Source organism: Phyllobacterium sp. NPDC097923 (assembly GCF_044760925.1).
Taxonomy (GTDB): Bacteria; Pseudomonadota; Alphaproteobacteria; order Rhizobiales; family Rhizobiaceae; genus Phyllobacterium; species Phyllobacterium calauticae.
In genome coordinates this window covers 104,753-117,297 of the sequence record NZ_JBIWBL010000001.1, presented here as the reverse complement: position 1 = coordinate 117,297, position 12,545 = coordinate 104,753, and the positions used below count along the sequence as shown (strand labels likewise).

Sequence of the window (12,545 nt, the reverse complement as noted above, 5' to 3'; positions counted from 1 at the left end):
CTCATCTTGGCATAGGAAACCACCATTGAACGATGGCCAAGGGCATATGAGGGCATAACGGTTTGAAATCGTCTGGCGGAAAAATCAGGAAGGCCAAGGGCACCGGCCCGAAAGGCGCGGGACCGAAAGCTGCGCCGCACAGGCAGCAGGCGACAAAACCCCGCCCGCAATTTGCCAAACCCTCTGCCCCGGCGGACAATGATGCGCGCGTCAAGGCAGCGCCCCGTTCCGAACCGCTGCCCAAGCGGGTTCTGACCCGCCATACCGGTCCGCGCCCGACAGAAAAGACCGGTCTGATCCTCGAAACGCTGCCCTCCGATGATTACGCCCTGCTCGACAGCGGCAACGGCCTCAAGCTTGAACAATATGGCCCCTACCGGATCATCCGCCCGGAAGGCCAGGCCATCTGGCTCCCGGCCTGGAACAAGCCCGAGTGGGACAAGGCTGACGCGATCTTTACCGGCAATACGGATGAGGAAGGCGTCGGACGCTGGCATTTCCCCAAGGTGCCGCTCGGCGAAACCTGGCCGCTTGCCTATGAGGGCATTCCCTTCTTCGGCCGCTTCACCTCCTTCCGGCATGTGGGCGTATTTCCCGAACAGGGAACGCACTGGTCGCACATGGACAGCCTCATTCGCGGTGCAAAGCGCCCGGTGAAGGTGCTCAACCTCTTCGGCTATACCGGCGTCGCCTCGCTCGTTGCCGCCCGTGCGGGCGCGGAGGTGACCCATGTCGATGCATCCAAGAAGGCAATCGTCTGGGCCCGCGAAAACCAGGAAATGGCCGGACTTTCCGGCAAGCCCATCCGCTGGATTTGCGAGGATGCGATGAAATTTGTCGCCCGCGAAGAGCGGCGCGGCAGCGGTTATGACATCATCCTGCTCGATCCGCCCGCCTATGGCCGCGGCCCGAATGGCGAGGTCTGGCAGCTCTTCGACAATCTGCCCGATATGGTCGATCTGTGCCGGTCGATCCTGACGCCCAATCCGCTCGGTGTGGTGCTGACCGCCTATTCCATCCGCGCATCGTTCTTTGCCATTCACGAGCTGATGCGCGATGCCTTTACCGGTCTGGGCGGCGAAGTGCAGTCGGGCGAACTGATCCTGCGCGAACGGTCTTCCGGGCGCGCCCTTTCCACGTCCCTGTTCAGCCGCTGGGGTGCCAAATGACCAGACATGACGACCGCCAGCACGGCAGCACCATCGCGCGGCCCGGCAAGGTCAAGGAAGTCACCAGCCTGACCAACCCGATCGTCAAGGATCTGCGATCCCTGGCGCTGAAGAAGTTCCGCGACCAGCAGGGTGTGTTTCTGGCCGAAGGCCTGAAACTCGTCATCGACGCGCTCGATCTCGGCTGGGTCATCAAGACGCTGGTCTATTCCAAGGCCGGCAAGGGCAATTCCCTTGTCGAGCAGGTGGCAGCCCGCACGATTGCCAAAGGCGGTGACGTGCTCGAGGTCAACGAGAAGGTGATTTCCGCCATCACCCGGCGCGACAACCCGCAAATGGTCGTCGGCGTGTTCGAACAGCAGCTGCAATCCCTGTCGGCCACCCGACCGCAGGGCAACGATGTTTACGTCGCGCTCGACCGGGTGCGCGATCCAGGCAATCTCGGCACGATCATCCGGACAGCCGATGCGGCAGGCGCCAAGGGCATCATCCTGATTGGCGACACCACGGACCCGTTTTCGCTCGAAACCGTGCGCGCCACCATGGGTTCGGTCTTTGCCGTCCCGCTGATACGCACGAGCGAAACGGAATTCCTTTCCTGGCGAAAGGGATTTTCGGGACTCATCGTCGGCACGCACCTCAAAGGCGCCGTCGACTACCGGACGATTCCCTACAAGGGCAAGCCGGTCATTCTGCTGATGGGCAATGAGCAGCAGGGTCTCCCTGACACGCTGGCCTCAACCTGCGACAAGCTGGCCCGCATTCCCCAGGAAGGCCGGGCGGATTCGCTCAATCTCGCCATTGCCACCGGCGTCATGCTGTTCGAGATCCGCCGCGAGGCGTTGACACTCGATGGCGGCAAACAGGATAAATAACCTCCATGAAAAGCAAATCCTTCTTCGGCCTGCTGGCGATTGTGGTGCTTGCTGTGGCGAGCGACCAGATCATCAAATATCTCGTCGAGACCGGCATGGACTATCAGCAGCAGATCGATCTGCTGCCATTTCTGGCGCTTTTTCGTGTTCACAATAATGGCATTGCATTTTCGATGCTCAGCGGCATGCACGACCTCGCCCTGATCGGCCTGACCGTTGTCGTCATCGCCTTTGTCAGCTATCTCTGGTGGAGCACCGTACCGGCACGCTGGATCTCGCGCATCGGCTTTGCGCTGATCATCGGCGGTGCCATCGGCAATCTGATCGACCGCAGCCTGCTTGGCTATGTCGTTGATTATATTCTTTTCCATCTGCCGTCATGGTCATTTGCCGTCTTCAATCTGGCCGATGCCTACATTTCCGTCGGCGCCGCACTCGTCGTGCTTGAAGAAATTTTTGTCTGGCTGCGTGAGCGCAAGACACCAAAGGGGCAAGCTGGGGGAAACTGAGGAAAACCCAGCATCTGCGGCGTCTCCCGCGTCATGCGCCCGTCATCCAATTGTTGTATTCAAGCATCTAGTGATTGCCGATCAACCATGATGAGAGCGAATCGTTATGAGCTTCGCCTTGCTTGAACCTGCGTCTATCTTTAAAGATCAGCACACGATGTCGCAGGTTGATTCAACACCCTCGCCGTTTACGGCGCCACACCTTGTCGCGGTGCTTGGACGCATTGGGACGATGGAAGTTTGCCTTGCGCAAACCGAAGCCGAAATCGTCTCTGCCCAGCAGCTGCGCTTCAAGGTATTTTTCGATGAACTCGGCGCCAAGGGCTCGGCTTCCCTGGAGCAACGCGACGCAGACCGTTTTGATCCCGTATGCGATCACCTCCTGGTTTATGACACCTCGATCATTGGCCCCAAGCACAAGCAGATCGTCGGCACCTACCGGCTGATGCGCTCGGAAGTTGCCCACAAAACAGGCGGTTTTTACTCGGCTAGCGAATATACGATCGATAGTCTGGTTGCCGCCAAGCCGCAGATGCATTTCCTTGAACTCGGCCGTTCCTGTGTTTTGCCGGAATACCGCTCGAAGCGCACGGTCGAACTGCTGTGGCAGGGCATCTGGAGTTATTGCCGCTATCACTCCATCGACGTGATGTTCGGCTGCGCATCCTTCCAGGGAACGGTGCCGGCGGCGCATGCCCTGCCGCTGTCGTTCCTGCATCACAATTGCCGCGCAACGCCGGACTGGGATGTCCAGGCCCTGCCATCGCTGTATCAGCCGATGGACCTCGTTCCCAGCGAAGCGGTCAATCCGAAGGTTGCCCTGTTCGCCATGCCGCCATTGATCAAGGGCTATCTGCGCCTTGGTGCCATGATCGGTGACGGTGCCGTGGTGGATCATGATTTCGGCACGACCGATGTGCTGATCATTCTGCCGGTCAGCCGCATTTCCACCCGCTACGTCAGCCATTACATCTCCAACGCCAAGCGTTTCGACTGAAATTCCACTTTCGCCTCATGCAGGACGAACATCATCTGTGGAGAAAACCGCCGATGATGCGCCTGCACGGTGTGTAAAGTTCCCGATAGCGCATAGATTGGTCTTCTGATCGGAATCGGTCAAAATCAGGAGAACGTCTTGGCCGACATGCCATTCACTGCGGAAACACCGTCCTATGAGGCTCACAGCTCGGCGCGCCCAACGCCGATGATGGAGCAGTATATCGAGATCAAGGCGACCAATCCGGACAGCCTGCTGTTTTACCGGATGGGCGATTTCTACGAGCTGTTCTTCGACGATGCCATAGCCGCGTCCCGCGCGCTCGGGATTACGCTGACCAAGCGCGGCAAGCATCTGGGCGAGGATATCCCGATGTGCGGCGTACCGGTGCATGCGGCGGACGACTATCTGCAGAAGCTGATCATGCGCGGCTTCCGGGTTGCGGTGTGCGAACAGGTGGAAGACCCGGCTGAAGCGCGCAAGCGCGGATCCAAATCCGTGGTGAAGCGCGATGTCGTGCGGTTGGTTACCCCCGGCACGCTCACAGAGGAAAAGCTGCTCGATCCCTCCGAAGCCAACTATCTCATGACGCTCGGACGGGTGAAAGGCGCGGCACAGGGCCAGTTTGCCCTCGCCTGGATCGATATTTCCACCGGCACGTTCCGGGTCAGCGAAACCGATCCGTCGCGGCTGCTTGCCGATATTCTGCGCGTCGACCCGCGCGAACTGATCGTTGCCGATCCGGTGTTTCACGATCCGGACCTGCGCCCGACATTCGATGTCATCGGGCGCTCGGTCAGCCCGCAGCCGCCAAGCCTTTTCGACAGCGCCACGGCGGAAAACCGCATACAGCGCTATTTCGACGTGGCCACGCTCGACGGCTTCGGGCATTTTTCGCGCGCCGAACTGTCAGCCATATCGGGCGCTATCGCCTATGTGGAAAAAACCCAGATTTCCGAACGCCCGCCGCTGATGCGACCGGAGCGGGAATCGGAAGGCTCGACGCTTTTCATCGATCCGGCCACCCGCGCCAATCTCGAAATGCTGCGCACCTTGTCGGGCAATCGCGACGGCAGCCTGCTCAAATCCATTGACCGCACGGTTACCGGCGGCGGCGCCCGGCTGTTGGCCGAGCGGCTGACCTCGCCGCTGACAAATCCCGCAGCCATTGCGGCACGGCTCGATTCCGTTTCCTGCTTTCTCGCCGGACAATCCCTCGCCGATCTGACCCGCGAAGCATTGAAGGGCGTGCCGGACATGCCCCGCGCCCTGTCGCGCCTTGCCGTCGGGCGCGGTGGTCCGCGCGATCTCGGCGCCCTCGCACGCGGCCTTGAAGCAGCGGCGCAAATCGCTTCATTCCTGGGCAGGGAAGTGCTTCCCCCCGAACTCTCCGCCGTTCGGGATTGCCTTGGCAGCCTGCCCCACGACTATGCCGCTCACCTTGACCGGGCGCTCGATGACGAACTGCCTCTGCTGAAGCGCGACGGTGGTTTCGTGCGGCCCGGATACAATGCGGAACTCGATGAGATGCGCGCCTTGCGCGACCACTCCCGCCGCATCATTGCCGGTCTCCAGGCCGATTACATGGATCTGACCGGCATACGTTCGCTCAAGATCAAGCACAACAATGTGCTTGGCTATTTCATCGAAGTCACGGCGAACAATGCATCCGTGATGACCGACACGGATGAGGCCAAGGGCAAATTCATCCATCGCCAGACCATCGCCAATGCGATGCGGTTCACGACAACGGAGCTCGCCGAACTCGAAACCAAAATCGCCAATGCCGCCGAACGGGCTTTGTCGATCGAACTGGGCATTTTCGACACGTTGACCGCGGAAACGGTTGCCAATGCCGACGCAATCCGCGCCGGCGCTGCAGCGCTGGCAACCCTCGACGTCTCGGCATCGCTCGCTGCCCTTGCCGAAGAGCAGGGCTATTGCCGCCCGCTGGTCGATGACACTCTCGCCTTCGAGATCGTTGCCGGGCGTCACCCCGTTGTTGAACAGTCGCTGCGCCGTCAGGCCGCCAACCCGTTCGTTGCCAATGACTGCAATCTCTCGCCTGATGGTGCGGCCAAGGGCGCCATCTGGCTTCTGACCGGGCCGAACATGGGCGGTAAATCGACATTCCTGCGCCAGAACGCATTAATTGCCATTCTGGCGCAGATGGGATCGTTCGTGCCCGCCGGTTCAGCCCATATCGGCATTGTCGACCGCCTGTTCTCGCGCGTCGGCGCATCGGACGATCTGGCGCGCGGCCGGTCCACTTTCATGGTGGAAATGGTGGAAACTGCCGCCATCCTCAATCAGGCCAGCGACCATTCCCTGGTCATTCTCGATGAGATCGGCCGCGGCACCGCGACCTTCGACGGCCTGTCGATTGCCTGGGCAGCAGTGGAATATCTGCACGAAAAGAACCAGTGCCGGGCGATTTTTGCCACGCATTTCCACGAAATGACCTCGCTGTCGGAAAAGCTGACGCGCCTGAGCAACGTCACCATGCGGGTCAAGGAGTGGGACGGCGACGTCGTCTTCCTGCATGAGGTGGCCAAGGGCGCCGCAGACCGCTCCTATGGCGTGCAGGTGGCGCGGCTGGCCGGATTGCCGGAAGCCGTGGTCAACCGCGCCCGCGACGTTCTGCATCAGCTGGAAGCCGGAGAGACATCGGGGAAGGCTGACAAGCTGATCGATGACCTGCCGCTGTTCTCGGTCGAGGTCAAACGTGAGGTGAAAGCGCCTGCCAAAGGCAAGGACAGTGCGCTGCTGGCAGCCCTTTCGACGGTCAATCCCGATGAAATGACGCCGCGCGAGGCGCTTGACGCGCTCTACCGGTTGAAAGGCCTCGCCACAAACCCGACATCGTGAAGACTTGGGGGCACAGTGTCTTCAAAGGTAAGCATTTCGTTTATGGCAAATACGCGCTATAGCGTGCGGCCATCATTCATAAAGTCGTGTTCATGAGCGCAGACCTGAAACTGGAACAGATCGTCAGTCCGGCCAAACTTCATCGTCAGTTTGAAGATCTGGTCAAGGCGGCAAAAAAACAAGGCGCCGCTTCCGTCAATCGCAATGACGTGCTGCAGCTCCTGAAAGAGACACTCGTTTCGGGTCGCAAGACTGCCGAGGAGATGTTGAAAAAGGACGGCGGCGGCACACGCTGCTCCGTGCGCCTGTCCTATCTGATGGACCAGATCATTTCGGCGCTCTACGATTTTGCGATCACCCATGTCTATCATTCGGTCAATCCATCCACGGCAGAACGGATGACGGTGGTGGCGGTTGGCGGCTACGGCCGCGGCGGGCTGGCGCCTGGTTCCGATATCGACCTTCTGTTCCTGCTGCCCTACAAGCAGACACCGTGGGGCGAACAGGTGGTCGAGTATATCCTCTACATGCTCTGGGATATGGGCCTGAAGGTCGGCCACGCCACGCGCAATGTCGACGAATCCATCCGCCAGTCGCTCGCCGACATGACCATCCGCACCAGTATTCTCGAAGCCCGCTACGTCTGCGGCAATGACGAGCTTTTCACCACATTGGTGCGCCGCTTCGATACGGAAGTCGTCAAGGGGACAGGACCGGCCTTCATCGAGGCGAAGCTGACCGAGCGCAACGAACGGCATCGCAAGGCCGGTGCGACCCGCTATCTCGTCGAACCGAACGTCAAGGAAGGCAAAGGCGGCCAGCGCGATCTGCACACGCTGTTCTGGATCGCCAAATATTACTACCACGTCAAGACCAGCGACGAACTGGTCAAGCTTGGGGTGTTGTCGCGCGCCGAACACAATATTTTCCGCAAGGCCGAAGACCTTTTATGGGCCGTGCGCTGCCACATGCATTTCTATACCGGCAAGGCGGAGGAACGGCTGTCCTTCGACATCCAGAGCGAGATTGCCCAGCGGCTCGGCTATACGGCACATCCCGGCCAGCGCGATGTCGAGCGCTTCATGAAGCACTACTTCCTCGTCGCCAAGGAAGTGGGCGACCTGACGCGCATCATCTGCGCCGCGCTGGAAGAAGAACAGGCAAAACATGTTCCCGGTTTCAACCGGATTTTCCTCACCTTCTCGCGCCGCAAGCGCAAACTGCCGGGAACGTCGGATTTCGTCGTCGACAACCATCGCATCACCATCGCCAATGACGGCGTTTTCCAGAAGGATCCGGTCAACCTCATCCGCCTGTTCCACCTGGCCGATCAGCATGGGCTCGAACTCCACCCCGATGCGATGCAGCTGGTGACCCGCTCCCTGTCGCTGATCAAGGCGGATTTGCGCGAAAATCCCGAGGCCAACCGCCTGTTTCTTGAAATCCTGACCTCCGAGCGCAATCCCGAACTCATCCTGCGGCGCATGAACGAATCCGGCGTTCTCGGCAGGTTCATCCCGGATTTCGGCAAGGTCGTCGCGATGATGCAGTTCAACATGTATCATCACTATACGGTCGACGAGCATCTCTTGCGCTGTATCGCCGTACTGTCCGAGATCGATCACGGCGACCTCAGCAATGAGCATCCCCTGGCCAACCAGATCATGCCAGCCCTGAAAAAGGACCGCAAACTCCTCTACGTCGCCCTGCTCCTGCACGATATCGCCAAGGGCCGGCCGGAAGACCACTCACTTGCCGGTGCGCGCATCGCCAAGCGCGTCTGCCCGCGTCTGGGCCTGTCCAAGTCCGACACGGAAACCGTGTCGTGGCTGGTCGAGCAGCACCTGACCATGAGCATGGTTGCTCAGTCACGCGATCTCAATGACCGCAAGACCATCGAGGACTTTGCCGAGATCGTCCAGACGCTCGACCGGATGAAACTGCTTCTGATCCTTACCGTCTGCGATATCAAGGCGGTCGGGCCGGGCGTGTGGAACGGCTGGAAGGGCCAGCTGCTGCGCACGCTGTTCTACGAAACCGAACTGATGCTGACCGGCGGTTTCTCGGAAGTGTCGCGCAAGGAACGCACCGACCACGCCCGCGCGCAGCTCGAACATGCCCTGTCATCCTGGCCGCAGCTCGAGCGCCAGTCTTATCTTGCCCTGCACTATCAGAACTACCTGCTGACGGTCAGCCTCGACGACCAGATCCGCCATGCCAATTTCGTGCGCGAATCCGACAGTTCGGAAAAGACCCTGGCGACCATGGTCAAAACCCATGATTTCGAAGGTGTCACCGAAATCACCGTGCTTTCGCCCGATCATCCGCGCCTTCTGTCGATCATCGCCGGCGCCTGTGCTGCCGCCGGCGCCAATATCGTCGACGCGCAGATCTTCACCACGAGCGACGGCCGCGCGCTCGATACGATCCTGATCAGCCGCGAATTCCCGACCGATGATGACGAGCGCCGCCGCGCCATGCGGGTGGGGCGCCTGATCGAAGATGTGCTGTCCGGCAAATCCTACCTGCCGGAGATGCTGGCATCGCGCACCAAGCCGAAACGCGCGGTCAAGGCGTTCCGCATCACGCCGCGCGTCGAAATCAACAACACGCTGTCGAACAAGTTCACCGTCATCGAGGTCGAGGGGCTGGACCGTCCGGGCCTGCTCTCGGAGATCACCGGCGTCATCTCCGATCTGTCGCTCGACATCGCCTCGGCGCATGTGACGACGTTCGGCGAAAAGGTCATTGACGTGTTCTACGTCACCGATCTTGTCGGCCACCAGGTCACCAACGGGGCGCGGCAGAACCGCATCCGCAAGAAGCTGCTCGCCCTGTTCGGCGAAGGCGATATCACCACGGCCCAACCGCAGCGGCACAACATCCTGATGTCGGCAGAATAGGTTCAGCACCCATGTTTATTCGGAATCTGGAACAGATATGAGTCTGGTCAAAAAATTCGCGACGGTGGCCTCCGGCACCCTGATGAGCCGTGTCTTCGGGCTGACGCGTGAAATGCTGATGGCAGCGGCCCTTGGCACCGGCCCCGTCGCCGATGCGTTCAATGCCGCCTTCCGTTTCCCCAACACCTTCCGCCGCCTGTTTGCCGAAGGTGCGTTCAACGCGGCCTTCGTCCCGCTGTTTGCCAAGGAGATTGAGGCGAACGGCATGGACGGGGCAAAGCGCTTCTCCGAGGAGGTATTCGGCGTCCTGTTCACCGTCCTGATGGCGCTGACCATTCTGATGGAACTGTCGATGCCGCTGATCGTGCGCACGGTGATCGCGCCGGGCTTCCTCGACGATCCGGTGAAGTTCGGCAATACGGTGTCGATGGCGATCATCATGTTTCCCTATCTCGCCTGCATGTCGCTGGCGGCGATGATGAGCGGCATGCTGAACTCGCTGCACCGCTATTTTGCTGCCGCCGTCGCTCCGGTTTTCCTCAACGTGATCCTGATCGGCGTGCTCGCCTATGCCTGGTACAAGGGCCATGACGGCATCACGATCGGCTATGGCCTCTCCTGGGGCGTCATGGCGGCGGGGCTGGTGCAACTGGCCATCGTCTGGTTTGCCGTGCGCAATGCCGGCATTTCCATCGGCTTCCGGCTGCCGCACTTCACGCCGAATGTGCGGCGCCTGCTGGTGCTGGCCCTGCCCGCGGCCATCACCGGCGGCATCACCCAGATCAACCTTCTGGTGAACACGAACATCGCTTCCGGCAAGGAGGGCGCGGTGACGTCGCTCGCCAATGCCGACCGCGTCTATCAGCTGCCCCTCGGCGTGGTGGGCATTGCCGTTGCAACGGTGCTGCTGCCCGAGCTTGCCCGTGCCTTGCGCTCCGGCAACCACCGGGAAGCCGGCAGCCTGCAGAACCGGTCGGTCGAGTTCATCCTGTTCCTGACGCTGCCGGCAGCGGCAGCGCTGCTGGTCATGTCCGAGCCGATCATCCGCCTGCTGCTCGAGCGCGGTGAATTCACCGCCGAATCGACGCGGCGCGTATCCAATATTCTCGCGGTCTACGGCCTTGGCCTGCCCGCCTTCGTGCTGATCAAGGCTTTCATTCCCGGCTTTTTCGCCCGCGAAGACACCAAGACACCGATGATCTATGCAGCGGTTTCCGTTGTTATCAATGTCAGCATGGCGCTGACGCTGTTTCCGCTGATGGCCGAAACCGGCATTGCCACGGCGGAAGTGACGGCCGGGTGGGTCAATGCCATTCTCCTCTTCGCAACGCTGGTGTGGCGGGGCCATTGGGGCCGCGATATCCCGCTGCTCACCCGCATTCCGCGCCTGATCTTTTCGGCGGCGGCCATGGCTGTTGCCCTGTATTACGCCATCCATTGGGCCAAGCCCTATCTTGCCTCCCATACGCCGGTGCATATCCAGGCGCCCGTGGTCTTCGGCCTGATCATGCTGTCGATGGTTGTCTATTTTGTCCTGGCCTTCGCAACCGGCGGCGCCAGTTTCGGCATGATCCGCCGCAATGTGAAACGCGGCGCCAAAGCACCGGTTTTGCCGCCGGAGGGCCCTGCGGCATGAGCCGGCATATCGGTATGGTCACCCTGGTCGTCCGCGATTATGACGAGGCGATTGCCTGGTACACCGGGGTGCTCGGCTTTTCGCTGGTCGGCGATACCGCCCTGTCGCCGACGAAGCGCTGGGTTGTTGTCGCACCTGAAAAGGGTGGAGCAAAAATCCTGCTGGCACAGGCCGATGACAATGCGCAAACCGCCAGCATCGGCAATCAGACGGGTGGGCGGGTCGCGCTGTTTCTCCATACGGATGACTTCACCACTGACCACGCGGCGATGGTGAAAAGCGGCGTGCATTTTCTCGAGGAACCGCGCCATGAAGCCTATGGCAGCGTTGCGGTGTTTGAAGACCTTTACGGCAACACATGGGATCTTCTGCAGCTCAAATAGCTCGTGCGGTCCCGATAGGGCTTGAATAGAGCGCCCTGCTCTGCCAAAACCTCCTCTCCATTGCCACCGGGCCGGAACGGCCCGGTCCCCGAACGATCAAGGACTGTTCATGAGCACGTTTGAGCCGCTCGTCTTTTCCGGTGTCCAGCCAACCGGTAATCTGCATCTCGGCAACTATCTGGGAGCGGTGCGGCGTTGGGTTGCCTTGCAGGAAAACAACAATTGCATCTACTGCGTGGTCGACCAGCACGCCATCACGCAGGCGGTTTCCGTCTGGGGCGGTCCGGCCGAGCTGCAGCGCAACACGCGCGAAGTAACCGCCGCGTTCCTCGCCGCCGGCATTGACGCCGAGAAGCATATTGTCTTCAACCAGAGCCGTGTGCGCCAGCATGCCGAGCTTGCCTGGGTGTTCAATTGCATCGCGCGCATGGGCTGGCTGAACCGCATGACCCAGTTCAAGGACAAGGCAGGCAAGGACCGCGAGAACGCCTCGGTTGGCCTCTTCGCCTACCCCAACCTGATGGCTGCCGATATTCTTGTCTACCGCGCCACCCATGTGCCGGTCGGCGAAGACCAGAAGCAACATCTGGAGCTGACACGCGACATCGCCCAGAAATTCAACACGGACTTCTCCGATCGCATTGCGGAACTCGGCCTCGGCATCGAGACCCAGTCCGGCGATGAAACGATCCAGAGCTTTTTCCCGCTGACCGAACCGGTCATCGGCGGTCCGGCGGCGCGGGTGATGAGCCTGCGCGACGGCACGAAGAAGATGTCGAAATCCGATCCATCCGACCTGTCGCGCATCAACCTGACCGATGACGAGGACACGATTTCGAAGAAGATCCGCAAGGCAAAGACGGATTCCGAGCCTTTGCCATCGGACATCGAGGGCCTGAACGATCGCCCGGAAGCCGACAATCTTGTCGGCATCTATGCCGCGCTGACCGATACGGACAAGGCAGGCGTCATCCGCGATTTCGGCGGCCAGCAGTTCTCCGTGTTCAAGCCGGCGCTGGCCGATCTGGCCGTGGCAAAGCTGGCGCCGATTGCCAGCGAGATGCGCCGCCTGTCCGCCGATACCGCCTATATCGATTCCGTGCTGAAAAATGGCGGCGAGCGTGCAGCTATATTGGCGGAGAAGACGATGCGCAATGTGCGTGATATTGTCGGATTCCTTCAGGATTAGTCTCAACAGGCAGGGC

General features: G+C 60.6%; 8 protein-coding genes and 1 pseudogene. All 9 read left to right on the top strand.

The annotated features are described in order from the left end of the window. The first annotated feature begins 62 nt into the window (after positions 1-62). The 9 genes and pseudogenes from ACIQWS_RS00590 to trpS all read left to right on the top strand — a co-directional run bounded on the left by ACIQWS_RS00590 (position 63) and on the right by trpS (position 12,529). Complete coding sequence (locus tag ACIQWS_RS00590) at positions 63-1,169, top strand: class I SAM-dependent methyltransferase (protein WP_403169225.1); 1,107 nt, start codon at positions 63-65, stop codon at positions 1,167-1,169. Beyond that, on the top strand, positions 1,166-2,044 hold the full coding sequence (locus ACIQWS_RS00585) for a TrmH family RNA methyltransferase (protein WP_403169223.1): 879 nt from the start codon (positions 1,166-1,168) through the stop codon (positions 2,042-2,044). The genes ACIQWS_RS00590 and ACIQWS_RS00585 overlap by 4 nt, the downstream gene beginning before the upstream one ends. Positions 2,045-2,049: 5 nt before the next feature. Continuing rightward, positions 2,050-2,553 (top strand): signal peptidase II, encoded by a 504-nt coding sequence (gene lspA, locus ACIQWS_RS00580; protein WP_223612259.1) that lies wholly within the window; start codon positions 2,050-2,052, stop codon positions 2,551-2,553. A 157-nt stretch (positions 2,554-2,710) separates the two neighbouring features. After that, positions 2,711-3,550 carry a GNAT family N-acetyltransferase gene (locus ACIQWS_RS00575; RefSeq protein WP_223612260.1) on the top strand — a complete coding sequence of 280 codons (840 nt, stop codon included), beginning with the start codon at positions 2,711-2,713 and terminating at the stop codon, positions 3,548-3,550. 195 nt (positions 3,551-3,745) lie between these two features. After that, positions 3,746-6,418: pseudogene (gene mutS / locus ACIQWS_RS00570) on the top strand (DNA mismatch repair protein MutS); the annotation flags it as partial. A gap of 92 nt (positions 6,419-6,510) precedes the next feature. After that, a complete protein-coding gene (locus ACIQWS_RS00565) occupies positions 6,511-9,321 on the top strand; it encodes a [protein-PII] uridylyltransferase (protein WP_403169220.1) in 2,811 nt (936 codons plus the stop codon). Between the two features lie 37 nt (positions 9,322-9,358). Beyond that, positions 9,359-10,957 carry a murein biosynthesis integral membrane protein MurJ gene (murJ, locus tag ACIQWS_RS00560; RefSeq protein ID WP_403169218.1) on the top strand — a complete coding sequence of 533 codons (1,599 nt, stop codon included), beginning with the start codon at positions 9,359-9,361 and terminating at the stop codon, positions 10,955-10,957. Next, positions 10,954-11,340: a VOC family protein gene (locus ACIQWS_RS00555; RefSeq protein WP_403169215.1), complete on the top strand. Its 387-nt coding sequence runs from the start codon at positions 10,954-10,956 to the stop codon at positions 11,338-11,340. The genes murJ and ACIQWS_RS00555 overlap by 4 nt, the downstream gene beginning before the upstream one ends. A 109-nt stretch (positions 11,341-11,449) precedes the next feature. Beyond that, positions 11,450-12,529: a tryptophan--tRNA ligase gene (trpS, locus tag ACIQWS_RS00550; protein WP_223612263.1), complete on the top strand. Its 1,080-nt coding sequence runs from the start codon at positions 11,450-11,452 to the stop codon at positions 12,527-12,529. Positions 12,530-12,545 lie beyond the last annotated feature (16 nt).